Origin of the sequence: Nocardioides aquiterrae (genome assembly GCF_039526625.1) — a bacterium.
GTDB classification, from domain to species: domain Bacteria; phylum Actinomycetota; class Actinomycetes; order Propionibacteriales; family Nocardioidaceae; genus Nocardioides; species Nocardioides aquiterrae.
Map to the genome: position 1 here is coordinate 514,647 of NZ_BAAAJE010000006.1, position 24,855 is coordinate 539,501.

A 24,855-nucleotide genomic window follows, 5' to 3' on the forward strand; every position below is an offset into this window, starting at 1 on the left:
CGCCCCGCTGCTGCCGCGACGGATCGAGCTGCGCCTGGAGGAGCACGCCCGGAACCGCGAGTTCCTCTGCGCCCGCTACGCCGTTTCGCGTCCCGGCTGAGCGGGCACGGGACGGCATGCGCCGTCTCGGGTACGTCGTCACGCTCGCCCTCGCGTCCTCCGCGCTGCTCGTGCCGCCGGCGCACGCGGACGCGCCGACGAAGGTCCCGACCCGGCACGGGTACGGCGGCGCGGTCACCTCGGTCGATCCCGACGCGTCGCGGATCGGGCTGCGGGTCCTGAAGGCGGGCGGGAACGCCGTCGACGCCGCGGTCGCCACGGCCGCGGCCCTCGGCGTGACCGAGCCGTTCAGCTCCGGCATCGGCGGTGGCGGCTACTTCGTCTACTACGACGCCAAGTCCGGCAGGGTCCGCACCATCGACGGCCGCGAGACCGCGCCGAAGGCGATGCCGCGCGACGCGTTCATCAACCCCAAGACCGGCCGGCCGTACGGCTTCTCGCCGGCCCTGGTCACCAGCGGCGTCTCGGTCGGCGTGCCCGGCACGCTCGCGACCTGGCAGCGCGCGCTGCGGAAGTGGGGGACCCGGTCCCTCGCCCAGTCGCTGGAGCCCGCCGAGGTGCTCGCCCGGAAGGGCTTCCTCGTCGACCGCACCTTCCACGGCCAGGTCCTGCAGAACAAGCGCCGCTTCAAGGCGTTCGTGCCCACCCGCGCGCTGTACCTGCCCGGCGGGCACGCGCCGAAGGTCGGCAGCCGCTTCCGCAACCCCGACCTCGCCGACACCTACGACCTGATCGCCGACCGCGGCACCCGGGCGTTCTACGAAGGGCCGCTCGCCGGAGAGATCACCCGCGTCGTGCGCAAGCCCCCGAAGTCGAAGCACACCACGCTGCCGGTGCCGAAGGGCTTCATGCGGCGCGGCGACCTCGCACGCTACCGAGCCATCGGTCGCATGCCCTCGCACACGCAGTACCGCGGCCTCGACGTCTACGGCATGGCGCCGTCGTCGTCCGGTGGCTCGACCGTCGGCGAGGCGCTCAACATCCTGGAGAACTACGACCTGTCGACGATGCCGCGCGCCGAGGCGCTGCACCTCTACCTCGAGGCCAGCGCGCTCGCGTTCGCCGACCGCGGCGCGTACGTCGGCGACCCGGAGTTCGTGGACGTGCCGCTACGGAGGCTGCTCAGCCAGGACTTCGCCGACCAGCGGGCTGCCGAGATCGACCCGGCGCAGGCCCAGCCCAAGCCGGTCGCGCCCGGCGACGTGTCGGACACCGAGAACGTCGAGACCACGAACCTCACGGTCGCCGACAAGTGGGGCAACGTCGTCGAGTACACCCTGACCATCGAGCAGACCGGCGGCTCCGGCATCGTCGTGCCCGGCCGCGGCTTCCTGCTCAACAACGAGCTCACCGACTTCACCCCCGTCTACGACAGGGCCGACCCGAACCGGATCCAGCCGCTCAAGCGGCCGCGCTCCTCGATGGCGCCGACGATCCTGCTGAAGGACGGCAAGCCGTTCCTCGCGGTCGGGTCGCCGGGCGGGTCGACGATCATCACCACGGTGCTCCAGATCCTCGTGAACCGGCTCGACCTCGGCATGACCCTGCCGCAGGCGATCGCGGCGCCGCGCGTCACCCAGCGCAACACCCCGGACGACCTGGGGGAGAAGCGCTTCGTGAAGCGCTGGCACGACGCGCTGACGGCGTACGGCCACGACGTGAAGACCTACGAGGACGTCTTCACCGGCACCGACCAGATCGGCGCGGCCACCGGCATCGAGTTCGGGCCCGGCAAGCGGCTCACCGTCGCGGCCGAGCCGCGGCGGCGCGGAGGCGGGTCGGCGACGGTGGTGCACCGGTACCGTTGAGGGGTGACGACCGCACCCGCCCCGACCGAGATCGCCACGGTCGACGAGCTCGTCGGCCTGCTCGGCGAGCCGCACCCCCGTGCCCGCGACAAGGGCCGCACCGCCCTGCTCGACGTGGATCGAGACTGGCTGGCGGCCACGCCGTTCTGTGTGCTCGCCACCTCGTCGGCCGACGGCCGCTGCGACGCCTCGCCGAAGGGTGACCCGGCCGGCCGGCTGGTGCACGTCATCGACGACACGACGATCGCGATCGCCGAGCGCCCCGGCAACAAGCGCGCGGACGGCTACCGGAACATCCTCGAGAACCCCCACGTCGGCCTGACCTTCCTCATCCCCGGCCGTGGTGACACCCTCCGCATCAACGGCCGCGCCCGGCTGGTCAGCGACGCGCCGTTCTTCGACGAGATGGTCGTCAAGGGCCACCGGCCGGTCCTGGCCGTGGTCGTCGAGATCGAGGAGATCTTCTTCCACTGCGCGAAGGCGTTCCTGCGGTCGGGGCTGTGGCAGCCGGAGACCTGGGACCCGGAGGCGAAGGTGCCGCGGCGTGCGGTGATCGCGAAGGAGGTCGAGCCGAGCGGGATGACGATCGAGCAGCTCGACGACTACTACACGCCCGAGAACTACGCGCGGGGCCTGTATGGCTGAGTACGAGTTCCTCAAGGGCCACGGCACCGAGAACGACTTCGTGCTGCTCCCCGACCTCGATGGCACGATCCACGGCGACCTGTCCCCCGAGCGGGTGCGCGCCCTCTGCGACCGGCGCGCCGGCATCGGCGGCGACGGCGTGCTGCGCGTGCTGCGCCGTGGTGACGGTTGGTTCATGGACTACCGCAACTCCGACGGGTCGCTGTCGGAGATGTGCGGCAACGGCATCCGGGTGTTCGCGCGGTACCTCGTCGACGCCGGGCTCGCCGACCCCGCGCAGCCGATCCCGGTCGACACCCGCGACGGCCGCAAGGTGCTGACCGTCGACGGCGACCTGATCACCGCCGACATGGGCACCCCGCGGGTGCTGGGCGAGTCGAAGGTCGCCGTCCCCGGCCACACCTGGCCCGCGCGGCACGTCGACATGGGCAACCCGCACGCGGTGGCGTTCGTCGACAGCCTCGACGACGCCGGCCCGCTGCTCGACCCGCCCGAGCACGACGCGGCGACGTACCCTGACGGCGTGAACGTCGAGTTCGTCGTCCGCCGCGGCGAGCGCCACGTGGCGATGCGCGTCCACGAGCGCGGCTCGGGGGAGACCCGCTCCTGCGGCACCGGCGCCTGCGCGGTGATGGTGGCGGCGGCGGTCGCCGACGGCCTCGGACCCGGCTCGGCGTACCGCGTGGACGTCCCCGGCGGCACGCTCACCGTCACCTGGACCGACGACGACCGGGTGCTGCTCACCGGCCCCGCCGTGATCGTCGCGCGGGGGACCACCTCGCTCTGACGGCAGACGACCAGCACCCTGACAGTCCCGCTGTGAGCATGGCTATGCTCGCCAGCCATGGACATCAACGGAGCCAGTGCCATCGTCACGGGCGGGGCGTCGGGCATCGGCGCCGCGGCCGCCCGCCAGCTCGCCGCCAAGGGTGCGGTCGTCGTGGTCGCCGACCTGCAGGCCGACAAGGGCGAGGCGCTCGCCCAGGAGATCGGCGGCGTGTTCGCCCGGGTCGACGTCACCGACACCGACCAGATCAAGGCCGCGGTGAACGCCGCCGCCGAGATCGCGCCGCTGCGTGCCTGCGTGAACTCGGCCGGCATCGGCTGGGCGCAGCGCACCATCGGCCGCGACGGCGAGTTCGACTCCGCCCACGACCTCGAGGCGTTCCGCAAGGTGATCGCGATCAACCTGATCGGCACCTTCGACATGACCCGCCTCGCCGCGACCGCGATGAGCCGCAACGAGCCCGACGAGGACGGCTGCCGGGGCGCGATCGTGAACCTGGCGAGCGTCGCGGCCTTCGACGGCCAGATCGGCCAGGCGTCGTACTCCGCCTCCAAGGGCGGCGTCGTCGGCATGACGCTGCCGGTCGCCCGCGACCTGTCGGCCGCCGGCATCCGCCTCAACACGATCGCCCCGGGCCTGATCGACACCCCGATCTACGGCGAGGGCGAGGCCGCCGAGGCGTTCAAGGCCAAGCTCGGCGAGAGCGTGCTGTTCCCCAAGCGCCTCGGCGTGCCGGACGAGCTGGCCAGCATGGTCGTCGAGTGCATCACCAACAGCTACATGAACGGCGAGGTGATCCGCGTCGACGGCGGCATCCGGATGCCTCCCAAGTAGTCGCCTGATCGGGTCGTCCGCCTCTGGCGCGTCAATACGCCGCCCTCAGGCGGACGACCCGGGCGCGTCAGGCCCGCTGACGTCGACGATCGCGTCCGCGCGGTCCCGCGCGGCCTCGACCAGCCGCGCGTTGGCCTCGTCGACCCGCGCCACCCAGGCGCGGGCCTCCTCCGGGGACTTCCCGAATGCGACGTGCCGGGCGACGAGCCGCTCGATCCGCGCGGCGTCGTCGGTGACCAGGTGCCAGACGACGTCGAGGGTCTCGCGGACCGCCCGCCAGCGGGGCTCGTCGAGCAGCAGGTAGTTGCCCTCGGTGACCACGGTCCCGGTCGGGGGCACGGGGATGGCCCCGGCCAGCGGCTGCTCGAGGTCGCGCTCGAACATCGGCGCCACGACGTCCTCCTCCCCGGCCCGGACCCGCCGCAGCAGCGCGGCGTACCCCGGCGCGTCGAAGGTCTCCGGCGCGCCCTTGCGGTCGAGCAGCCCGCGGCGGACCAGCTCGACGTCGGCGTAGTGGAACCCGTCCATCGGCACGACCGGGAGACCGAGCGCGGCTGCCACGGTGGACTTGCCGACCCCCGGCGCACCCGTGATGCCGAGCAGCCGGGTGCCGGGCGGGACGTCGGGCAGGGTCACGCGCGGACCCGGGCGGAGGTGGGGTCGTACATCGGCCGCAGCGACACCTCGGCGGCGTGGCGGGTGCCGGCGACGTCGACCTCCCAGGTGCCGGCCGACAGCCAGTCGGGCGTGACGGGGTCGCCCTGCCCGGACACCATGGCCAGCCCGACCGCCGAGCCGAGGGTCCAGCCGTACGACGCCGCCCGCACGTAGCCGACCGCCACCCCGTCGCGGTACACGACCTCGGCGTGGTGGAGCAGCGGCTCGGGGTCCAGCAGCCGGACCTGCACCAGCCGCTGGCCCATCCCGCCCGCGGCCGCGTGGGCGGCCCGGCGCTCGAGCACGGCCTCGCGGCCGACGAAACCGCCCGGCTTGTCGAGCGCGAGCGCGAAGCCGAGCCCGACCTCCAGGGGGCAGTCGGTGTTGTCGATGTCGTGACCGAAGTCGCGGTAGCCCTTCTCCAGCCGCAGCGACGCGAGCGCCTTGAGCCCCACCGGACGCAGGTCGTACGCCGCGCCGGCGTCCTGCAGCGCGTCGTACACCTTCAGGCCGTCGGCCGCCGGGACGTAGAGCTCGTAGCCGAGCTCGCCGAGGTAGGTGATCCGGGCGCAGAGCACCCGCACCCCCGCCACGTCGATCCAGCGCGCGGTGCGGAAGCCGAAGACCTCGGTGGACAGGTCGGCGTCGGTGAGGCCGGCCAGCACGTCCCGCGACCGGGGCCCCTGGAGGTTGAGCTGGGCGTAGTCCGCGGTCACGTCCTCCACCTCGACGTCCGCATCGCCGACCGCCCGGCCCAGCCAGGCCAGCACGTGGCCGTGCGCGGTGTCCGAGGCGACCACGAGGAAGTCGTCGTCGGCGAGCTTGGTGACGGTCAGGTCGGCCTCGATCCGGCCGCCCTCGTCCAGCCACTGCGTGTACGTGATCGTCTCCGCCGCCGCGGTGACGTCGCCGGCCGAGACCCGGTCGAGCACGCTCGCGGCGTCCGGGCCCCGGACCGCGAGCTTGGCCATGAAGCTCATGTCCATCAGCCCCACGCCCTCGCGCACGGCGCGGTGCTCGGCCTCCCAGGAGCCGAACCACGGGGCGTGGCCCCAGGTCGGCTCCGCGGTCGGCGCGACGCCCCGGCCGGCGAACCAGTCCGCGCCCTCCCACCCGGAGACCTCGCGCAGGTAGCCGCCCTGCTCGACGAGCCGGTCGTGCACCGGGGAGAGCAGGGTCCCGCGGGCCGAGCGCAGCTGCTTGCCCGGGGTGTGCGCGGCGTACACCGTGCCGAGGATCTCGGTGGTGCGTGCCGCCCGGTAGGCGTCGTCGGCCTGCCACGGCCGGAACCGGTCGACGTCGAAGCCGGTGACGTCCACGTCCGGGCGACCGGTGGTGATCCACGCGGCCAGCACCCGGCCCAGGCCGCCCGCGGACAGCACGCCGACCGAGTTCATCCCGGCGGCGACGAAGTAGTTGCGGATCCCCGGCGCCTCGCCGACGGCCGGCGCGAGGTCGGGCGTGAAGGACTCGGGTCCGCAGAAGAACGTGCGCACCCCGGCCTCCAGCGTCACCGGCACCCGCGCCATCGCCTTCTCCAGGAACGGGCCCATCCGGTCCCAGTCCGGCGGGATGGTGCCGAAGGAGAAGTCGGCAGGGACGCCCTCGACCCGCCACGGCGCGGCGACCGGCTCGAAGAGGCCGACCATCATCCCGCCGCCCTCCTCGCGGTAGTAGCCGTACGACGCGGGGTCCTCGAACACCGGCGCGTCCGGGTCGAGCCCCTCGATGGTGTCGGTGATCAGGTAGTAGTGCTCGGCGGCCTGGTTCGGGATCACCAGACCGTTGCGGGCACCGAGCTCCCGAGCCCACATGCCGGCGCAGTTCACGACGTACTCGCACTCCACGTCGCCCTGCGTGGTGGTCACGCCGGTGACCCGGCCGCGGTCGACCCGGACGTCGGTCACCGCGACGCCCTCGACGACGCGGACGCCGAGCTGCCGGGCGCCCTTCGCGAGCGCGGTCGTCAGGTCGACCGGGTTCACCCGGCCGTCGCCGGGGACGTGGAAGCCGGCGAGCAGGTCGTCGGTGCGCGCCCAGGGGAACAGGTCGGACATCTCGCGCGGCGAGATCTCGTGCACCTCCAGGCCGAGGTGCCGCTGGAACGCCGCGACCCGGCGGTACTCCTCCAACCGCGCCTCGTCGGCCGCCGCCTCGATGAGCCCGACCGGCTTGAAGCCGGTGGCCTGCCCGGTCTCCTCCTCCAGCCGCGCGTAGAGGTCGCGGGAGTAGAGGCGGATCGCGGTCGAGGTCTCCGACGTGGAGCCGAAGCAGGTCATCAGGCCGGCGGCGTGCCAGGTCGTGCCCGAGGTGAGGCGGTCCCGCTCGAGGACGACGACGTCGGTCCAGCCGGCGTGGGCGAGGTGGTAGGCCACCGAGCAGCCGATCACCCCGCCACCGATGACGACGACACGGGCACGGTCGGGGAGGGTCACCGCCACAAGGTACTGCCGGCGGGAATCGGTCGGACGCGTTAAGCGTTGGTACCGACAGATGACTGAAACGTACGCTGTTCCCCATATGACGAACCCTGACTTCAGCCTCGACGACGAGCTCGAGGCCACCGACGGCTGGGACTCCGAGGAGTTCGAGTCGGGATACGCCGACCAGCCGGACCCCGAGGACCTCACCACCGGTGAGCTGGACCTGGCCGAGCGCCACCAGCTGCGCCGCGTCGCGAGCCTGCGCACCGAGCTCGAGGACATCACCGAGGTCGAGTACCGCCAGCTCCGCCTGGAGCGCGTGGTGCTCGTCGGCGTGTGGACCGAGGGCACCGTGGAGGACGCCGAGAACTCGATGGCCGAGCTCGCGCTGCTCGCCGAGACCGCCGGCTCCGAGGTGCTCGACGCGATCTACCAGCGCCGGCAGTCGCCGGACCCGGCGACCTACATCGGCCGCGGCAAGGTGGAGGGCCTCGGCGAGATCGTCCGCGCCACCGGCGCCGACACCGTCATCTGCGACGGCGAGCTGGCGCCCAGCCAGCTGCGCAACCTGGAGGACCGGCTCAAGGTCAAGGTCGTCGACCGGACCGCGCTGATCCTCGACATCTTCGCCCAGCACGCGAAGTCCCGGGAGGGTCAGGCGCAGGTCGAGCTGGCGCAGCTGAACTACATGAAGCAGCGGCTGCGCGGCTGGGGCGGCAACCTGTCCCGCCAGGCCGGTGGCCGGGTGGCCGCGGGTGCCGGTATCGGCGGCCGTGGCCCCGGTGAGACCAAGATCGAGACCGACCGGCGGCGGATCAACACCAAGATCGCCAAGCTCCGTCGCGACCTGCGCGAGATGAAGGGCACCCGCGACACCAAGCGCCAGGAGCGCCGTCGCCACCACATCCCGAGCGTGTCGATCGCCGGCTACACCAACGCCGGCAAGTCGTCGCTGCTCAACCGCCTCACCGACGCGGGCGTGCTCGTCGAGAACGCCCTGTTCGCGACGCTCGACCCGACCACCCGCCGGACGACGACCGCGGACGGCCGCGTCTACACGATGAGCGACACCGTCGGCTTCGTCCGGCACCTCCCGCACCAGCTCGTGGAGGCGTTCCGCTCCACGCTGGAGGAGGTCGCGGACTCCGACCTGATCCTGCACGTCGTCGACGGCTCGCACCCGGACCCCGAGGGCCAGCTGTCCGCGGTGCGCGAGGTGTTCGCCGAGATCGGCGCGACCGGCGTGCCGGAGATCGTGGTGATCAACAAGGCCGACGCCGCCGACCCGATGGTGCTCGCCCGCCTCCAGCGCGAGGAGCCGCACTCGGTCGTCGTCTCCGCGAAGACCGGCGAGGGCATCGAGCAGGCGCTGCGCGTGATCGAGGGCGAGCTGCCCCGACCCGACGTGGAGTTCAAGGCGCTGCTGCCCTACGACCGCGGCGACCTGATCAACCGCCTCCACCAGCACGGCGAGATCGCCTCCATGGAGCACACCGGCGAGGGCACCATCGTCGTCGGCCGCGCCAACGAGGACCTCGCCGGCGAGCTGGCGGCGTACGCCCTCTGAGCTAGCTCCCCGCTAGCTCCCCGGCCGCGGCGAGCTCAGCCGGCGTGCTGGTGCCGGTGGCGGTGCTTGCGGTGGTGCCCGTGCTTGGCGGTGACCCTCACCGTGCCGGAGCGAGCCGACTCGGGGCTGGAGCCCACTGCGTTGGTCTCGACGACCGCGAAGGAGTAGCTGCGGCGCGGCTTCAGCTTCGACACCGTGATGGAGGTCGAGGCCGGCGAGACCGGCACGGTGCGGACCCGGCGGTTGCCGGAGTACACGACGACGGTCTGGCCGGTGAACGCGGAGCCACCGTCGTCGCCGCGAACCCAGGTCACCCGGGCCGAGCGCCGACCGGCGGTCGCCGCCACGTCCGTGGCCACCGACGGCCCGGTGACGGGACTGGGCTCGGGGGTGGGCGTCGGCTCGGGCATCGGCTCGGGCGTGGGCTCGGGCGTGGGCTCGGGCGTGGGCTCGGGCGTCGGCTCGGGCACGGCGGCCAGCGTGGGCGTGAACAGCAGTCGGTTCGCGGTGTCGGACGAGACGCCGGTCAGGACGCCGGGGCTCGCCGCGTCGAGGAGCACGGCGGTGACTCGGCTCGGCGTCAGGGTCGGGTCCTGGGACAGCACCGCGGCGGCCGCGCCCGCGACGTGGGGAGCGGCCATGGAGGTGCCGGACATCGTGGCCGTGGCCGTGCTGGAGGAGTAGTAGTCGGACCTGACCGAGACACCGGGTGCGAAGAGGTCCACGCAGCTGCCGTGGTTGGAGAACGAGGCCTGGTGGTCGCTGCTGTCACTCGCGGCGACGGTGAGCGCCGCGCGGACCCGGGCGGGGGAGTCCTGGCAGGCGTCGGCGCCGTCGTTGCCGGCCGCGACGGTGGCGGTCACGCCGTCGGCGACGACGCCGTCCAGGGCGGCGTCGAGGGTGGAGCTGACTCCGCCGCCGAGGCTGAGGTTGACGACCGCCGGCGCGCCGGCGGCGTGGTCGGCCGCGACCCAGTCCAGGCCCGCGACGACGTCGGACAGGTAGCCGGAGCCGTCGCAGCCCAGCACCCGCACCGGCACGATCCGCGCCGCCTTGGCCACGCCGTACGTCGTGCCAGCGACGGTACCCGCGACGTGGGTGCCGTGGCCGTTGCAGTCGTCGGTGCCGCGGCCGTCGGGAACGACGCCGTGCCCGGCCTCGACCCGCCCGCCGAAGTCGGTGTGGTCGGCGCGGACGCCGGTGTCGACGACGTACACCTCGACGCCCGCCCCGGTGCCGGCCGGGGTGTAGGAAGTCGACAGCGGCAGCGCCGGCTGGTCGATGCGGTCGAGGCCCCACGGTGCAGGGGACTGGGTGTCCGACACCGAGACGACGGCGTCGGGCTCGACCGAGAGCACCCGCGGGTCGTGCGCGAGGGCGGCTGCGGCGGCCGGGGTCGCGGTGACCGCGGCGGCGCGGACGGCGTGCGAGAAGGTGCGCCGTACCGTCATGCCGCTGTCGCGCAGGCCCCGAGCCTGGGCGGCGACCTCGGCGCCCGGGGCGTACCGGACCAGGTAGCGACCGGAGCCCTGGGCGGCCGCCCCGCCACCGCCCGGCTGCCCGGGGTCGGCCGCAGGAGTGGCCTGCGCGGTCGGGGCTGCGGCGAGCGCGAGAACGGCGAGGACGGCGGCTGCGCCGATTCGTGCGGAGATCACGGTGGCCTTTCCAGGAGCAGCTCCGGACGGTCCGGGCGACGGCGCGGGACCAGGCCCAGTGCCACACACCCAATGTCGGTCGCGCGTGGGGCGGCCTTGAGTGAGGACGGACACGCCGGACACGCAAGCCGGCGTCCGCGGGTCGTCCCGTCAGATCCCGGCGCGCTGCTCGAGGTCGGCGAGGATCTCGTCGATGCGGTTCACCAGCGACAGGTGGCCCTCGTCGTCGAACAGGTGCGCCTCGGCGCCGGGGACGTTCGCCGCGAGCCACTCGCCGTGGGCGAAGGGGACCATCGCGTCCTCGCGGCCCTGCCAGATCGCGACCGGGACCCGGATGCTCGCGAGGTCGTAGCCCCACGGCGTCACCGCGGCGATGCCGTCGTCGCGGACGCCGGTGACGCCCTGCGCGCCGGCGTTCTGGAAGGTCCGGCTGAGCCAGTCGGCGAACAACGGCGTCATCGCCGCCTTGTCGACCGGGGTGACCAGCCCGCCCATCGCCTCGGCCACCTCGTCGGCCGAGGCGGACAGGATCGGCGAGAAGTTCTCGGTGAGGTACGCCTCGTAGACCTCGCGGCCCTGCTCGGCGGCGTGGTACTCGTCGTGGTTCTCGTCGGCCATGCCGTCGAACCAGTCCAGGCCCGCGCCGTGGTACGGCGCGACGCCGGCGACCGACGCCGCCGCCCGGCAGCGCTCGGGCAGCAGCGCCGCGCAGGCCAGGGCCCGCGGCCCGCCGCCGGACCAGCCGACGGTCACGAACTCCCCGATGCCGAGGTGGTCGAGCACGAGCACCGACTCCTCGACGTCGTCGGCGTACCGGCCCGCCTCCGGACGCGGCGTCGAGGCGCCGTACCCCGGGCGGGAGTAGGTCACCAGCCGCAGTCCCAGCGACCGCGCGGTCTCGTCCAGCGGTGCGTACTCGGCGACCGCGGACGGCGAGCCGCCGTGGTACAGCAGGCCGAAGCCGTCCGGGTCACCTCCCACCAGCACCTCGATGGTGCGACCGTCGGGACCGGGGACCTGGAGGCGCTCGCTCATGGCCTCAGCCTGTCATTTCTTGCAGGTACATCACGGCTTGGCAACATCGCCGGCGAACCGCCCCGCCAGGCCGCACCATTGCTCGCGTGGTTCCCCGGGGGGTCGCGAGCATCGGCTCGCTGTGGTCAGTACGCCGTCGCACGGTCGTGGTCGGCGCGGCGCTGCTCCTCCTGCTAGCCGCCGTCCTCGTCGTCCACGCCGACCGCGCCGGGGCGAACGGCGACAAGTGCGACCGGTTCGCCGCGGATTCCCGAGCCCGGGCGGCCGTCGCCAGCGGGTCGGGGGAGCCGGTCGTCGTCATCGGCGACTCGTGGTCGGCCGGCCTCGGCCTGGACCGGATCGCCTCGTCCTGGCCGTCGCGGCTGCCGGGCGCCGTGCACGTGGCCGGCTTCTCCGGCTCCGGGTTCAGCGAGGAGGCGGGCGGGTGCCGCGGCGTCTCCTTCGCCGACCGCGCGCCGGCGGCCGTCCGCGGCGGCGCGGCCCTCGTCGTCGTCGAGGGCGGCCTGAACGACTACGACGTCCCGAACGCCGACATCCGCGCCGGCTTCCGGCGGCTGATGACCGAGCTGCGCGGCCAGCGGGTGGTCGTGGTGGGTCCCGCGAGTGCGCCGTCGCGCGCCGCCGAGGTGCCGCGCGTCGATGCGCTCCTCGCCCAGCTGGCCACGGCCTACGACGTCGGCTACGTGCGGACGTCGGGTCTCGACCTGCCGTACCTGCCCGACCGGCTGCACCTCACGCCGGCCGGCCACGAGGAGTTCGGCGACTTCGTCGCCGGGGAGCTGGCTTCCCTCCCGCACTAGCATCGCGGCGTGCGCCATTCCCTCGCGGGCCGTGCGGAGAACGCGATCCAGGCCCAGATCCTCGCCCAGCTGCGCGACGAGGGGCCGCTGTCGAAGGCCCAGCTCGCCGACCGGCTCGAGGTGTCCCGCACGACCGCGGCTTCCGAGGTGGCCCGGCTGGTCGAGGTCGGGCTCGCCCAGGAGGCCGGCCCGGCGGCGTCCCGAGGCGGCCGGCGCTCGACGTTGGTCGACCTGTCCCAGGACATCCGGTTCGTCGGCATCTCGATCGGCGCCACCGGCCTGTCCGTCGGGGTGACCGACGGCCGGCTCACCGTGCTCGCGACGCGGACCCGCGAGTGCGACATCCGGCAGGGCCCGGAGACGGTGCTCGCGGTCGCGCTCGAGCTGGCCCGGGAGGTGCTGGCCGAGGTCGGCGTCGACCGGCCGATGGGCGCCGGGGTCGGCGTCCCCGGCCCGGTGGACTTCCACCGCGGCGTGTCGGTGTCGCCGCCGATCATGCCCGGCTGGGGCGGCTACCCGGTCCGGGACGCGGTCTCCCGTGAGCTGGGCTGCCCGGCGCTGCTCGACAACGACGTGAACGTGCTGGCGCTGGGGGAGCAGCACGCCGGCGTGGCCAAGGGCGCGCGGGACTTCCTGTTCGTGAAGATCGGCACCGGCATCGGCTGCGGGATCGTCATCGACGGCCAGCTGTACCGCGGGGTGAACGGCTGCGCCGGCGACATCGGGCACATCCGTGTCGAGGAGTTCGGCCCGACCTGTGCCTGCGGCAACTCCGGCTGCCTCGAGGCGTTCTCCGGGGGTGCCGCCCTGGCCCGCGACGCGACCGCGGCCGCGCGCAGCGGCCGGTCGCCTGCGCTCGCGGCGCTGCTGGAGGAGAAGGGCGAGCTCACCGCCGCCGACGTCGGCACGGCCGTCGGCCAGGGTGACGCGCAGGCGGTGCAGCTGATCCGCGACAGCGGCCGCCAGATCGGCCAGGTGATCGCCGGGCTCGTGTCGTTCTTCAACCCCGGGCTGATCGTCATCGGCGGCCGGGTCACCGGGCTCGGCCACGCGCTGCTCGCCGAGATCCGCGGCGTCACCTACCGCCGGTCGCTCCCGCTGGCGACCGGGAACCTGCCGATCGTGCTCTCCGAGCTCGGCGACGAGGGCGGAGTCGTCGGTGCCGCGCGGATGATCAGCGAGTCGATCTACTCCCCGTAAGGCCGCCTACTGAGCGACTTTCGAAGGTAACTTTCAAAAGTTTGCCCAGAACTTGACGTTCTTCCGCCCGAAACGCTTGCGGGCTGCGCGCGCATCCGCCTACTTTGTCCGTCGTCACAACAAATGGGTGACGGTCGTCACGAAGCAGGAGGTCGCCGGTGCGCAGTGCCAACCTCTCCCTCGTGCTCCGTCGCCTCCGCGACGAGGGGCCGCGCTCGCGGGCCCGGCTCGCCACCGAGCTCGGCCTGACCCGCTCGGCGGTGTCCGCCCTGGTCGGCGAGCTCGAGGACCGCGGCCTGGTGCGCCGCGGCGGTGTCGAGCGCGGCGGCCTGGGCCGTCCCGGCACCGCGGTCGAGCTGGACGGCGGCGCCGTCTGCGGCATCGGTGCCGAGGTGAACGTCAACCACGTCGCGACGATGGCGCTCGACCTGGCCGGCGACGTCGTGGCCGAGCACCGGCTGGACCTGGACGCGAACCGGCTGGCGGTCGACGAGGTCCTCGACCGGCTCGCGGAGCTGGTGCTCACGACGGACGCCGAGGTCCGGGCGACCGGCCGGACGACCGTCGGCTGCGTGGTCGGCGTGGCCGGACTGCTCGACCGCACCCACGAGGTGCTGACCGTCGGTCCCAACCTGCACTGGAAGAACGTCCCGGTCGGCGCGGGGCTGCGCGCCCGGCTCGGGGGGGAGTACCCGGTCACCATCGACAACGAGAGCAACCTGGCCGCGGTCGCGGAGGCCACGCCCGGCGACGCGGCCCGCCAGGACATCCTGGTGATCTTCGGCGAGGTCGGCATGGGCGGCGGCATCGTCGTCGACGGCCGCCCGCTGCGCGGGCACCAGGGGTACGCCGGCGAGTTCGGCCACATGATCGTCGAGCCGGGCGGCCGCCGGTGCGGCTGCGGCCGGGTCGGCTGCTGGGAGACCGTGGCGGGCATGCGCGCGCTGCTGGACGCGGCCGCGGACCCCGACGACCCGGTGCGCGACCCGGACCTCTCGCTCGCGGACCGGCTCGCCGAGATCAACCGCCGCGCCGAGCTCGGCGACGCGCGCACGCTGGCCGCCCTCGACCAGCTCGGCAGCTGGATCGGCGTCGGGGCCGCGATGCTCGCCAACGCGCTCAACCCCGCGGCGATCGTGCTGAGCGGCTACTACGCCGAGCTGGGCGACCACCTGCGCCCCGCCATCGCGGAGCAGCTCCTCGCCGGCGTCCTCGCCCCGCAGGCCGGCGGCACCCGGGTGGAGTTCTCCACGCTCGGCTTCACCGCGGCGGTCCGGGGCGGGGCGACGGTCGCGCTCGAGGCCGTCTTCGACGACCCGACCGTGGTGGCCCCGCGGTCCGACGCGCTCACGGGAGGAACGCGATGACGCTGCTGCAGATGACCGGGATCGTCAAGGAGTTCCCGGGTGTCCGCGCCCTCGACGGCGTCGACCTCGACGTCCGGCCCGGCGAGGTGCACTGCCTGCTCGGCCAGAACGGGGCGGGCAAGTCGACGCTGATCAAGGTGCTCTCGGGCTTCCACCAGCCCGACGCCGGCACCATCACCTGGGACGGCGCCGAGGCGTCGCTGTCCACCCCCGCGAAGGCGATCGAGCGCGGCGTCGCGACGATCTACCAGGAGCTCGACCTGGTGCCGCACCTCGACGTCGCCGAGAACATCTTCCTCGGCCACGAGGTCGCCCGTGGCGGCTTCACCCAGCGCGGCCGGGCGCACCGGGAGGCCCGCGAGCTGCTGGCCCGGCTCGGTCACCCCGAGATCGCGCCGACCCGGATCGTCGGGGAGCTGCCGCCGGCCAAGCAGCAGATCGTCAGCATGGCCCGCGCCCTCTCCCGCGAGACCCGGCTGCTGGTCCTCGACGAGCCCTCCGCGGTGCTCGACCAGGAGGAGGTGAACAACCTCTTCCGGGTGATCCGCGGCCTCACGGCCGACGGCGTCGCGGTCGTCTACATCTCCCACCGGCTCGAGGAGATCCGCGAGATCGGCGACCGGATCACGGTCCTCAAGGACGGCCGCACCGTCGCCACCGGGCTGGCCGTCGCGGACACCCCGACCGCCGAGCTGATCCGGCTGATGACCGGCCGGTCCATCGAGTACGTCTTCCCGCAGCGTGGCGTGACCGCGCCGGCGGACCGTGGGGCCGTCCTCGAGGTGCGGGACCTGGCTCTCGACGGCGTGTTCTCAGGCGTCGACCTCACCGTGCACGCCGGCGAGATCGTCGGCTTCGCGGGCCTGGTCGGCGCCGGCCGCTCGGAGATCATCGAGACCGTGTACGGCGCCCGCCGGGCCTCGTCGGGGACCGTGATGGTCGACGGGAAGAAGCTGCGCCGGGGCTCGGTCCAGCAGGCGGTGCGTGCCGGCGTCGGCCTCGCCCCCGAGGAGCGCAAGAGCCAGGGCCTGCTGCTCGACGAGGCGGTGTTCAAGAACATCACGGTCTCCTCGATGAGCCGCTTCGCCCGGCTCGGCTTCCTCGACCGCGGCGAGGAGCGCAAGCAGGCGGCCGAGCTCACCGAGAGCCTCGACGTCCGACCCACCGGCGTGACCCGGGCGGTCCGCACGCTCTCGGGCGGCAACCAGCAGAAGATCGTGCTCGCCCGCTGGCTGATGCGCGACTGCCGGGTGCTGCTGCTCGACGAGCCCACCCGCGGCGTCGACGTCGGCGCCCGGTCCGAGATCTACCAGCTCATCCGGTCGCTGGCCGACCGCGGCGTCGCCGTCGTGGTCGTCTCCAGCGAGATCGAGGAGGTGCTCGGCCTGGCGGACCGGGTCCTCGTCGTCCGGGAGGGCGAGGTCGTCCACGAGTCCGCCGCCACCGCGATCGACGAAGCCGGGGTCCTCGACCTCGTCATGGAAGGAAAGGTTCCGGCATGAGCCAGGACAGTGCCCGGGTCGAGCGCGCGGCGCTCGAGACCGAACGCGAACCCAACCCGGTCCTCGCGGTGCTCCGCACCAGCGTCGGCCGGAACGCGGGGCTGGTCGTCGCCCTGCTGCTGATCTGCGTCGTCGGCGCGATCACGGCCGGTGACCGGTTCTCGTCCACCGACAACGCGCTCACGATCCTGCGGCTCGCCGCCACGATCGGCGTGGTCAGCATCGGCATGACCTTCGTGATCATCGGCGGCGGCATCGACCTGTCGGTCGGCGCGATCGTCGCGCTGTCGTCGGTCTGGTGCACGACGCTCGCCACCCAGAACATGGCCGCGGACACGCACTGGTCGGTCATGGTCCTCACCGCCCTGATCGTCGGTGCCGTGTGCGGCCTCGTGAACGGGTTGCTGATCGCCTACGGCAACATCGTGCCGTTCATCATGACGCTGGCCATGCTGGCCAGTGCGCGCGGCCTCGCCGAGATCATCAGCGACAAGAAGACCCAGATCGTCGGTTCCGGCGTCAGCGGGTTCAAGGACTTCTTCAACAGCGACTTCCTCGGCGTCGACGTGCAGATCTGGCTGTTCGCGCTGGTCGCGGTCGTGGGCTGGATCCTGCTCAACCGCACCACGTTCGGCCGCCGCACGGTCGCCGTCGGCGGCAACCCCGAGGCCGCCCGCCTGGCCGGCATCAACGTCAAGCGGCACACGGTCTACCTCTACGTGCTGATCGGCGTCTGCTGCGGCATCGCCGCGATCATGCTCGTCGCCAAGACCACGACCGGCAGCTCGACGCACGGCACCCTCTACGAGCTCGACGCCATCGCCGCCGTCGTCATCGGCGGCACCCTGCTCACCGGCGGCCGCGGCACCATCGTCGGCACCGTGCTCGGCGTCCTCATCTTCTCGACGCTCACGAACATCTTCATCCTCAACAACCGCTCCTTCTCCGAGCAGTCGCTCTTCAAGGGAGCCATCATCGTCGCCGCCGTGCTCCTCCAGCAGCGGCTGGCGTCTCGGAGCAGCACCTAGCACCAGCCCGCCACCACCACCATCACCTCTGCACGAACACGAACCAAGGAGCACCACCATGTCCCTGCGGTCCACCACACGTAAGTCCAGGAAGGTCGCCACCGGCCTGGTCGCCGGCGTCGCCGTCCTCGCGCTCGCCGCCTGCACCAGCAACAGCGAGGGCGGCGACGAGGGCGACACCTCGGGCGGCACCTCCGCGGCCCCCGCCGGCTCGAACGACGAGACCGGCGACAAGGTCGTCATCGGCTTCTCCGCGCCCGCCGCCGACCACGGCTGGATGGGCTCGATCACCGAGTCCGCCAAGAAGGAGGCCGCCAAGTACGACGACGTCGAGCTCAAGGTCGCCGAGGGCACCAACGACGTCTCCGTCCAGATCAGCCAGGTCGAGACCTTCATCAACGACGGGGTCGACGCGATCGTGCTGCTGCCCTTCGACGGCGCCGCGATGACCCCGGTCGCGCTGAAGGCGATGGCGGCCGGCATCCCGGTCATCAACGTCGACCGCGAGTTCGACGACCCGAACGCCGCCCGCGTCACCGTGCTCGGCGACAACTACGGCATGGGCGTCTCCGCCGGTGCCTACGTGTGCGACCAGGCCGACGGCAACAAGGACGCCATCGTCGCCGAGATCGCCGGCATCGACTCGCTGCCGCTGACCCAGGACCGCAGCCGCGGCTTCAAGGACGCGCTCGCCGAGTGCGGCCTCGACGTCGACAACCGGGTCGCCGCCGACTTCACGGTCGAGGGCGGCTCGGACGCCGCCGAGCAGCTGCTCCAGGCCGCGCCGAAGATCGACTTCCTCTGGAACCACGACGACGACCAGGGCGTCGGCGTGCTGGCCGCGATCGACAACGCCGGCCGCGACGAGTTCACGATGATCGGCGGCGCCGGCTCGAAGAACGCGATGGAGCTCATCCAGTCCGGCGACAGCGTCCTCAAGGCGACGGTCATCTACCCGTCGACCCAGGCCGCCGACGGCATCAAGCTGGCCCGCCTGCTCGTCCAGGGCAAGTCGATGTCCGATCTCGTCGAGGTGGAGGTCCCGCGGACCGTCCAGCTCTACGCCCCGGTGGTCACCGCCGACAACGTCGACCAGTACATCGGCTCCGCGTTCGAGTCCTGACCGACCTCGTGCCCGCCCCCACTCGCCCAGCACCGGGCGAAGCGTCGTGGGGGCGGGCACACACCCTCCGGGAGACCGCATGACCCGCACGTCCCTCCGCGTCGCCATGATCGGCCACGCGTTCATGGGCAACGCCCACTCGCAGGCCTGGCGTACCGCGCCGCGCTTCTTCGACCTCCCGCTGCGGCCCGAGATGGCCGTTCTCGTCGGCCGCGACGCCGACCGCGCCGCCGAGGCCGCCGACCGGCTCGGCTGGGCCGAGAGCTCCGCCGACTGGCGCGCGGTGATCGCCCGCGACGACGTCGACCTCGTCGACATCTGCACGCCCGGCGACACCCACGCCGAGATCGCGATCGCCGCGCTGCGCGCCGGCAAGCACGTGCTGTGCGAGAAGCCGCTGGCCAACACGGTCGCCGAGGCCGAGCAGATGACCGCCGTGGCCGACGAGGCCCGCGCGCACGGCGTCCGCGCCATGGTCGGCTTCACCTACCGGCGGGTCCCCGCGATCGGGCTGGCCCGCCGGCTCGTCGAGGAGGGACGGATCGGCGAGGTGCGACACGTCCGCGCGCAGTACCTGCAGGACTGGATCGCCGACCCCGAGGCGCCGTTGTCCTGGCGGCTCGACAAGGCCAAGGCCGGCTCCGGCGCGCTGGGCGACATCGGCGCCCACGTCATCGACCTCACGCAGTACATCACCGGTGACCGGATCGCCGAGGTCAGCGGCCGGCTCGAGACCTTCGTCAAGGAGCGCCCGTACGCCACGTCGCACTCCGGTCTCTCCGGCACCGCCTCCACCGAGCGTGGCCCGGTGACCGTCGACGACGCGGCGTCGTTCCTCGCCACGTTCGGCTCCGGCGCGATGGGCGTCTTCGAGGCGACCCGGTTCGCGACCGGCCGCAAGAACGCGATCCGCATCGAGATCAACGGCTCGCTCGGCAGTCTCGCCTTCGACTTCGAGGACATGAACGTCCTGGAGTACTTCGACGCCCGGGACGACGCCGAGGTCAACGGGTTCCGGCGGATCCTCGCCACCGAGCCCGGGCACCCGTACGTCGCCGCCTGGTGGCCGCCCGGCCACGGGCTCGGCTACGAGCACGGCTTCACCCACCAGGTCGTCGACCTGGTGGAGGCGATCGCGGCGGGCGCTGACCCCGCACCGTCGTTCGCCGACGGCCTGCAGGTCCAGCGCGTGCTGGCCGCGGTCGAGACCAGCTCCCACACCCGCACCTGGCAGGAGATCCCCCAGTCATGAGCTACGAACCCACCCGAGACGACAAGTTCTCCTTCGGCCTCTGGACGGTCGGCTGGCAGGGCGTCGACGTCTTCGGACCGGCGTCCCGTCCGCTGCTCGACCCGGTCGAGGCGACGTACCGGCTCGCCGACCTCGGTGCGGCCGCGGTGACCTTCCACGACGACGACCTGCTCCCCGACGAGGACACCCGGGACGCGACGCTGGACCGGTTCCGCACGGCGCTGGACGAGACCGGCCTGGTCGTCGAGATGGTCACGACCAACACGTTCTCCGACCCGGTGTTCAAGGAGGGCGCGATCACGGCCAACAACCGCGAGGTGCGCCGCTACGCGCTGGCCAAGGTGCTGCGCAACATCGACCTGGCCGCGTCGCTGGGGGCGAAGACGTTTGTGATGTGGGGCGGCCGTGAGGGTGCCGAGCACGGCGCCAGCAAGAACGTCCCGGCCGCGATGGACCGGTTCCGCGACGCGCTCAACGTGGTCTGCGGCTACGTGAAGGAGCAGGGCTACGACCTCCGGTTCGCGCTGGAGCCGAAGCCGAACGAGCCGCGCGGCGACATCCTGCTGCCGACCATCGGTCACGCGATCGCGCTGATCTCCGAGCTCGACCACCCGGAGATGGTCGGCCTCAACCCCGAGGTCGGGCACGAGGAGATGGCGGGGCTGAACTTCGCGCACGGCATCAGCCAGGCGCTGTGGCACGACAAGCTCTTCCACATCGACCTCAACGGCCAGCACGGCCCGCGCTTCGACCAGGACCTGCGCTTCGGCGCCGGCAACCTGCGCGGCGCGTTCTGGACCGTCGACGCGATGCTCGGCGCCGGGACCTCGAAGCGGTACGACGGCTACGTGCACTTCGACTACAAGCCGCCGCGCACCGAGGCGATCGACGGCGTCTGGGAGTCCGCTCGCGCCTGCATGCGCAACTACCTGATCCTGCGCGAGAAGGTGCAGGCCTTCCGGGCCGACCCGGAGGTCGCCGCGGCTCTGGAGGCGGCCGGCGTCCACGAGCTCGAGGAGCCCACGGTGGCGCCCGGCGAGTCGCTCGACGACGTCCGCAACGCTGCCAAGAAGATGAGCAAGGCCGACCTCGAGGCGCTGCGCTCGCGCAGCGTCGCCATGGAAGCCCTCGACCAGCTCGCCATGGAGCACCTGCTCGGCGTGCGCTGACCGACGCTACGGAAAGGAACCGACATGACCCGACCGATCACCCTGTTCACCGGCCAGTGGGCCGACCTGCCCTTCGAGGAGGTGGCCCGCCTGGCCGCCGAGTGGGGGTACGACGGCCTGGAGATCGCCTGCTGGGGCGACCACCTCGACCCGTGGCAGGCCGACGACGACGGCTACGTGCAGGGCAAGCTCGACCTGCTGGAGAAGTACGGCCTGAAGGTCTGGGCGATCTCCAACCACCTCAAGGGCCAGGCCGTCTGCGACGACCCGATCGACGCCCGGCACGAGGCGATCCTGTCGTCGAGGGTGTGGGGCGACGGCGACCCCGAGGGCGTCCGGCAGCGGGCGGCCGAGGAGATGAAGATGACGGCCCGACTGGCGCAGCGGCTGGGGGTCAAGACCGTCGTCGGCTTCACCGGCTCGTCGATCTGGAAGTACGTCGCGATGTTCCCGCCGGCCTCCGCCGAGCAGGTCGCCGCGGGCTACCAGGACTTCGCCGACCGCTGGAACCCGATCCTCGACGTCTTCGACGAGTGCGGGGTGCGGTTCGCCCACGAGGTGCACCCGTCCGAGATCGCCTACGACTACTGGACCACGGTCGCGACCCTCGAGGCGATCGGGCACCGCGAGGCGTTCGGCCTCAACTGGGACCCGTCGCACTTCGTGTGGCAGGACCTCGACCCGGTCGGCTTCATGTGGGACTTCAAGGACCGGATCTACCACGTGGACTGCAAGGACGCGAAGCGCCAGGTGGGCAACGGCCGCAACGGCCGGCTCGGTTCCCACCTGCCGTGGGCGGACCCCCGCCGCGGCTGGGACTTCGTGTCCACCGGCCACGGCGACGTCCCGTGGGAGGCGTGCTTCCGGATGCTCAACACGATCGGGTACGACGGCCCGATCTCGATCGAGTGGGAGGACGCCGGCATGGACCGCCTCGTCGGCGCCCCCGAGGCGCTGGAGTTCGTCCGCCGGCTGGCCTTCGACGCCCCCGACGCCGCCTTCGACGCGGCCTTCTCCACGAAGGACTGAACGCTTGTAACGCGGTGTTGGAGGCGCTGTGATCCCGCTGCAACGGGATCACAGCCGCGCCAACACCGCGTTACACCGGTCGGGCGGCCACCAACCGGAGCGCCAGCCGCGGGCACATCCGGACGGCGGCCCGGGCGTCGGCGAGCAGGTCGGGAGTGACCTCGCCGCCGACGACCGGGTAGCCCCACTCGTCGAGGTCGACCAGCTCGGGCAGCAGCTCGTGGCAGAGCCCGCGGGCCCGGCAGCTGGGCCAGTCGACGCGGAGCCGCGCGGTCACGACGACACCCCGGCGCGCACCCCGGCGCGCAGCGCCAGCAGCGAGCGCACCAGCCGCGCGGTCCCGTCCGGGTGGGCGCAGGCGCCGCGGCCGGTGACCAGCCCGGCGAGCTCGGCGGCGCGGTCGTCGGCACCCGCGTCCACGGCGGCCGCGAGGGCCGGGAGCCCGTGGCGGCACGGCCCGCAGCGGCCCGCGCTCTGGGCCGCGAGGTAGCCGACCACCCGCGCGGTGAAGGCCGCCGGCGGCTCGTCGGGGCAGATCAGTACGCCGGCGCCGAGCGGCGTACCGGCCGCCCGCATCGAGTCGACCGAGACCGTGCCGGCCGCCAGCGCGTCCCACGGCACCCAGGATCCGTGGAAGCCGCCGAGCAGCACCGGGCGGCCCGCCCAGTCCGCGGGCAGCACGTCGCACCACGGCGTGCCGAACGGCACCTCGCGCACCCGGGGCCGGGAGCCGGACAGCGTGAGCAGCGTGGTGCCGGGCTCGTCGGGCGACCCGAGCGCGGCGTACCGGCGCTCGCCGACCAGCACCAGCCGGCCGACCTGCGCCCAGGTCTCGGCGTTCGACAGCAGGGTGGGGCGGCCGCGGTGGCCGGCGACGGCCTCCGGCTGCCACGACGTGACCGGCAGGTTCGGCCGGCCCGCCATCAGCTCGAGGACCGCGCGCGCCTGGCCCGCGACGAACCGGGCGTCCGCCGTGTGCACGACGGCGCGGAGCCGCTCGGGGCGCTCGTCGAGCGCGGCCCGCATCGACGCCGCGGCGCGCGGCCGCTCCGTCGGCACCACGACGTGGAGCTCGCGGGCGCCGAGCTCGCGGGCGACCGCGACGGCGCCGTCGAGCACCAGGTGCGGCCGCGTCAGCGCGAGGGCGGTGTCCTTGGCGCTGGCCGGCTCGCCCTCGCTGAGGTTGACGACCAGGACCGGACGGCGTCCGGCCGCGGCCGTGCGCAGCTTGGTCTCGAACGGGAACCCGGCCCCGCCGCGGCCGCGCACCCGCAGCCGCGCCAGCGCGCCGAGGAGGTCGTCGAGGCCGGGGCGGGGCAGCTCGCCGTACCGGCGCCGGTGGGCGGCCAGCCCCGGCCCGTCGGCCAGGCCGGCGAGCAGCGCCGGCCCCTCTTGCACGTCCGGCGCGTCGGAGGCCCGGACCGGCGGGGCGGTCATGCCCGGCTCCCCGCCGGCAGCGCGAGCCGGCCGAGCCGCAGCACGACCGCGGCGGCCACGAGGGCCGCGCAGGCGGCGACCGTCAGGTCCGCCCAGGCCGCGTCGGCGCGGACGTCGGTGCCGATCCCGAGGGTGTGCGCCATCGCGGCGGCCCAGCCGGCGTACGCCAGCAGGTGGACCGCGCGCCAGGACCGGTGGCCCAGGCGGGTGCGCACCAGGCTGGTCAGCGCGACGACGAGCACCAGGTCGAGCGCGAGCGTGCCGAGCCCCAGCCAGAGCGGCTGGTACGTCGAGCCGGCCCACGGCACCAGCGCCTGCCACCACCGGATGTCGACGTAGCTGTCGGCGACCGCCGTCGCCACGTGCGCACCGAGCAGCGCGACCGACACCAGCGCGAGGTTGCGGTGCAGCGACTGGCTGACGAACCGGGGTACGCCGCGGCCGGCGCGGCCGCCGGTGGCGAGGATGCCGAGCGCGGTGGTGACCGTGAACAGCCCGAGGATCACGAAGCCCGTGCCCCGGTTGAGGTACCACAGCAGCGGTCCGTCGATCATGCGCCTCTCCTCTCCTCCTCGGCGGGCCAGCCGCCGGTCGTGACCACCCGGCCGTCAGCGGCCACGAGCCGGGCGGTCACGCCGCGCGCGGCCAGCCATCCCGGCGCCTCGGCGCCCAGCACGACGGCAGCGGTCGTCGCGGTGTTGGCGGCGGCGCAGGTGGGGCCGGTCGCGGTCACGGTCCGCCAGACCTCGGCGGCGGGCCGCCCGGTGCGCGGGTCGACGAGGTGGTGCAGATGGACGCCGCGCCGCGCCCAGCGGCGGACCCGGGTGCTGGACGTCGCCAGGCCGCCGCGGTCCAGCCCGACGGTCGTCTCCACCGGGCCGTCGGGATGGGTCGAGATCGCCACGGGCCACGGGTCGCCGTCGGGTGCCGCGATCGCCAGGTCGCCCCCGAGGCTGACCAGTGCGGAGCCGCCCAGCTCCTCGGCGAACGCGGCCGCCACGACGTCTGCGGCCCAGGCCTTGCCGGTCGCCCCGAGGTCGAGGGCGGTCCCGGCCGGCACCCGGAGCGCGCCGTCCGGGTCCAGCCCGAGGTCGCGCCAGCTGTCGAGGCCCGGCTCCGCCGACGGCCAGAGAACGGCGGGCGCGTCCCCGCCGGCCGCCAGCGCCGCGAAGTCGCGGTCGTACCCGAGCTGGACCAGCGGCCGGCCCAGCAGCGGGTGGACCAGGCCGCCGGTGTGCAGGGCCGCCCGGCAGGCCGCCGTCACGGCGGCGACCAGCAGCGGGTCGACCTCGACCCAGCGGCCGGCGGCGGCGTTCGCGCGGGAGAGGTCGGAGTCGGGCCGGAACCTGTTGCAGGTCCGGTCGACCTCCGCGAGGATCGTCTCCGCGAGCTCGCGGGCGACCGGCAGGTCCCGCGCCCGGCGGGTCGCCAGGAAGACGTAGGTTCCCAGCGCGGTCGTCGTGGTGGTCGGCATCGG

22 protein-coding genes are annotated in these 24,855 nt (G+C 73.5%); 14 read left to right on the forward strand and 8 right to left on the reverse strand.

The window, feature by feature from the left end; all coding sequences use genetic code 11:
* Positions 1-116 precede the first annotated feature (116 nt).
* Genes ggt through ABD086_RS09380 form a run of 4 tightly spaced genes read left to right on the forward strand, consistent with a single transcriptional unit; the run spans position 117 to position 4,134 of the window.
* A complete protein-coding gene (ggt, locus tag ABD086_RS09365; RefSeq protein ID WP_343907229.1) occupies positions 117-1,868 on the forward strand; it encodes a gamma-glutamyltransferase in 1,752 nt (583 codons plus the stop codon).
* Between the two features lie 3 nt (positions 1,869-1,871).
* Entirely contained in the window at positions 1,872-2,513 is a 642-nt protein-coding gene (locus tag ABD086_RS09370; protein WP_343907230.1) for a pyridoxamine 5'-phosphate oxidase family protein, read from the forward strand.
* Positions 2,506-3,300: a diaminopimelate epimerase gene (dapF, locus tag ABD086_RS09375; protein WP_343907231.1), complete on the forward strand. Its 795-nt coding sequence runs from the start codon at positions 2,506-2,508 to the stop codon at positions 3,298-3,300. The genes ABD086_RS09370 and dapF overlap by 8 nt, the downstream gene beginning before the upstream one ends.
* A gap of 57 nt (positions 3,301-3,357) precedes the next feature.
* Entirely contained in the window at positions 3,358-4,134 is a 777-nt protein-coding gene (locus ABD086_RS09380; protein WP_343907232.1) for an SDR family NAD(P)-dependent oxidoreductase, read from the forward strand.
* 45 nt (positions 4,135-4,179) lie between these two features.
* On the opposite strand, the gene ABD086_RS09385 is transcribed toward ABD086_RS09380, so the two are convergent.
* Both ABD086_RS09385 and ABD086_RS09390 read right to left on the reverse strand, forming a co-directional pair.
* The gene (locus ABD086_RS09385) at positions 4,180-4,770 is read right to left on the reverse strand and encodes a nucleoside/nucleotide kinase family protein (RefSeq protein ID WP_343907233.1); all 591 of its coding nucleotides are present in this window, start codon (positions 4,768-4,770) and stop codon (positions 4,180-4,182) included.
* Positions 4,767-7,226, reverse strand: a complete 2,460-nt coding sequence (locus ABD086_RS09390; protein WP_343907234.1) for a GcvT family protein — start codon at positions 7,224-7,226, stop codon at positions 4,767-4,769. The genes ABD086_RS09385 and ABD086_RS09390 overlap by 4 nt, the downstream gene beginning before the upstream one ends.
* An 85-nt stretch (positions 7,227-7,311) precedes the next feature.
* On the opposite strand from ABD086_RS09390, the gene hflX reads away from it, so the two are divergent.
* Positions 7,312-8,781 carry a GTPase HflX gene (hflX, locus tag ABD086_RS09395; protein ID WP_343907235.1) on the forward strand — a complete coding sequence of 490 codons (1,470 nt, stop codon included), beginning with the start codon at positions 7,312-7,314 and terminating at the stop codon, positions 8,779-8,781.
* 35 nt (positions 8,782-8,816) lie between these two features.
* Here the strand turns inward: hflX and ABD086_RS09400 are convergent, their stop codons facing one another.
* Both ABD086_RS09400 and ABD086_RS09405 read right to left on the reverse strand, forming a co-directional pair.
* Positions 8,817-10,436 carry a S8 family serine peptidase gene (locus ABD086_RS09400; RefSeq protein ID WP_343907236.1) on the reverse strand — a complete coding sequence of 540 codons (1,620 nt, stop codon included), beginning with the start codon at positions 10,434-10,436 and terminating at the stop codon, positions 8,817-8,819.
* A 150-nt stretch (positions 10,437-10,586) separates the two neighbouring features.
* On the reverse strand, positions 10,587-11,471 hold the full coding sequence (locus tag ABD086_RS09405) for an alpha/beta fold hydrolase (protein ID WP_343907237.1): 885 nt from the start codon (positions 11,469-11,471) through the stop codon (positions 10,587-10,589).
* Positions 11,472-11,557: 86 nt separating this feature from the next.
* On the opposite strand from ABD086_RS09405, the gene ABD086_RS09410 reads away from it, so the two are divergent.
* From ABD086_RS09410 to ABD086_RS09450, 9 genes are all read left to right on the forward strand, one after another.
* Positions 11,558-12,271, forward strand: coding sequence for an SGNH/GDSL hydrolase family protein (locus tag ABD086_RS09410; RefSeq protein WP_343907238.1), 714 nt, complete (start codon positions 11,558-11,560; stop codon positions 12,269-12,271).
* 9 nt (positions 12,272-12,280) lie between these two features.
* Positions 12,281-13,471: an ROK family transcriptional regulator gene (locus tag ABD086_RS09415; RefSeq protein WP_343907240.1), complete on the forward strand. Its 1,191-nt coding sequence runs from the start codon at positions 12,281-12,283 to the stop codon at positions 13,469-13,471.
* A 158-nt stretch (positions 13,472-13,629) separates the two neighbouring features.
* On the forward strand, positions 13,630-14,838 hold the full coding sequence (locus ABD086_RS09420) for an ROK family protein (RefSeq protein WP_343907242.1): 1,209 nt from the start codon (positions 13,630-13,632) through the stop codon (positions 14,836-14,838).
* Entirely contained in the window at positions 14,835-16,340 is a 1,506-nt protein-coding gene (locus tag ABD086_RS09425) for a sugar ABC transporter ATP-binding protein (RefSeq protein ID WP_343907243.1), read from the forward strand. Before ABD086_RS09420 ends, ABD086_RS09425 begins: the two co-directional genes overlap by 4 nt.
* Positions 16,337-17,368 carry an ABC transporter permease gene (locus tag ABD086_RS09430; protein ID WP_343907244.1) on the forward strand — a complete coding sequence of 344 codons (1,032 nt, stop codon included), beginning with the start codon at positions 16,337-16,339 and terminating at the stop codon, positions 17,366-17,368. The genes ABD086_RS09425 and ABD086_RS09430 overlap by 4 nt, the downstream gene beginning before the upstream one ends.
* A 58-nt stretch (positions 17,369-17,426) precedes the next feature.
* Positions 17,427-18,491: a substrate-binding domain-containing protein gene (locus tag ABD086_RS09435; RefSeq protein ID WP_343907245.1), complete on the forward strand. Its 1,065-nt coding sequence runs from the start codon at positions 17,427-17,429 to the stop codon at positions 18,489-18,491.
* Between the two features lie 79 nt (positions 18,492-18,570).
* On the forward strand, positions 18,571-19,743 hold the full coding sequence (locus ABD086_RS09440) for a Gfo/Idh/MocA family protein (protein WP_343907246.1): 1,173 nt from the start codon (positions 18,571-18,573) through the stop codon (positions 19,741-19,743).
* Entirely contained in the window at positions 19,740-20,912 is a 1,173-nt protein-coding gene (gene xylA, locus ABD086_RS09445; protein WP_343907247.1) for a xylose isomerase, read from the forward strand. The genes ABD086_RS09440 and xylA overlap by 4 nt, the downstream gene beginning before the upstream one ends.
* Positions 20,913-20,936: 24 nt before the next feature.
* Entirely contained in the window at positions 20,937-21,941 is a 1,005-nt protein-coding gene (locus tag ABD086_RS09450; protein ID WP_343907248.1) for a sugar phosphate isomerase/epimerase family protein, read from the forward strand.
* Between the two features lie 70 nt (positions 21,942-22,011).
* On the opposite strand, the gene ABD086_RS09455 is transcribed toward ABD086_RS09450, so the two are convergent.
* The 4 genes from ABD086_RS09455 to ABD086_RS09470 are packed head-to-tail and all read right to left on the reverse strand — an operon-like array spanning position 22,012 to position 24,852.
* Positions 22,012-22,218: a ferredoxin gene (locus tag ABD086_RS09455; RefSeq protein ID WP_343907249.1), complete on the reverse strand. Its 207-nt coding sequence runs from the start codon at positions 22,216-22,218 to the stop codon at positions 22,012-22,014.
* Positions 22,215-23,378 (reverse strand): NADH-ubiquinone oxidoreductase-F iron-sulfur binding region domain-containing protein, encoded by a 1,164-nt coding sequence (locus ABD086_RS09460; RefSeq protein ID WP_343907250.1) that lies wholly within the window; start codon positions 23,376-23,378, stop codon positions 22,215-22,217. Before ABD086_RS09460 ends, ABD086_RS09455 begins: the two co-directional genes overlap by 4 nt.
* Complete coding sequence (locus ABD086_RS09465) at positions 23,375-23,932, reverse strand: ferric reductase-like transmembrane domain-containing protein (RefSeq protein WP_343907251.1); 558 nt, start codon at positions 23,930-23,932, stop codon at positions 23,375-23,377. Before ABD086_RS09465 ends, ABD086_RS09460 begins: the two co-directional genes overlap by 4 nt.
* Complete coding sequence (locus ABD086_RS09470; protein ID WP_343907252.1) at positions 23,929-24,852, reverse strand: FAD:protein FMN transferase; 924 nt, start codon at positions 24,850-24,852, stop codon at positions 23,929-23,931. Before ABD086_RS09470 ends, ABD086_RS09465 begins: the two co-directional genes overlap by 4 nt.
* Between the last annotated feature and the right edge of the window lie 3 nt (positions 24,853-24,855).

What these genes read in the sequence shown, in the direction of transcription:
- ggt (WP_343907229.1), top strand. Translation starts at nt 117, where the DNA reads ATGCGCCGTCTCGGGTACGTCGTCACGCTCGCCCTCGCGTCCTCCGCG.
- dapF (WP_343907231.1), top strand. Translation starts at nt 2,506, where the DNA reads ATGGCTGAGTACGAGTTCCTCAAGGGCCACGGCACCGAGAACGACTTC.
- ABD086_RS09380 (WP_343907232.1), top strand. Translation starts at nt 3,358, where the DNA reads ATGGACATCAACGGAGCCAGTGCCATCGTCACGGGCGGGGCGTCGGGC.
- hflX (WP_343907235.1), top strand. Translation starts at nt 7,312, where the DNA reads ATGACGAACCCTGACTTCAGCCTCGACGACGAGCTCGAGGCCACCGAC.
- ABD086_RS09405 (WP_343907237.1), bottom strand. Translation starts at nt 11,471, where the DNA reads ATGAGCGAGCGCCTCCAGGTCCCCGGTCCCGACGGTCGCACCATCGAG.
- ABD086_RS09425 (WP_343907243.1), top strand. Translation starts at nt 14,835, where the DNA reads ATGACGCTGCTGCAGATGACCGGGATCGTCAAGGAGTTCCCGGGTGTC.
- ABD086_RS09430 (WP_343907244.1), top strand. Translation starts at nt 16,337, where the DNA reads ATGAGCCAGGACAGTGCCCGGGTCGAGCGCGCGGCGCTCGAGACCGAA.
- ABD086_RS09435 (WP_343907245.1), top strand. Translation starts at nt 17,427, where the DNA reads ATGTCCCTGCGGTCCACCACACGTAAGTCCAGGAAGGTCGCCACCGGC.
- ABD086_RS09440 (WP_343907246.1), top strand. Translation starts at nt 18,571, where the DNA reads ATGACCCGCACGTCCCTCCGCGTCGCCATGATCGGCCACGCGTTCATG.
- xylA (WP_343907247.1), top strand. Translation starts at nt 19,740, where the DNA reads ATGAGCTACGAACCCACCCGAGACGACAAGTTCTCCTTCGGCCTCTGG.
- ABD086_RS09450 (WP_343907248.1), top strand. Translation starts at nt 20,937, where the DNA reads ATGACCCGACCGATCACCCTGTTCACCGGCCAGTGGGCCGACCTGCCC.
- ABD086_RS09460 (WP_343907250.1), bottom strand. Translation starts at nt 23,378, where the DNA reads ATGACCGCCCCGCCGGTCCGGGCCTCCGACGCGCCGGACGTGCAAGAG.
- ABD086_RS09465 (WP_343907251.1), bottom strand. Translation starts at nt 23,932, where the DNA reads ATGATCGACGGACCGCTGCTGTGGTACCTCAACCGGGGCACGGGCTTC.
- ABD086_RS09470 (WP_343907252.1), bottom strand. Translation starts at nt 24,852, where the DNA reads ATGCCGACCACCACGACGACCGCGCTGGGAACCTACGTCTTCCTGGCG.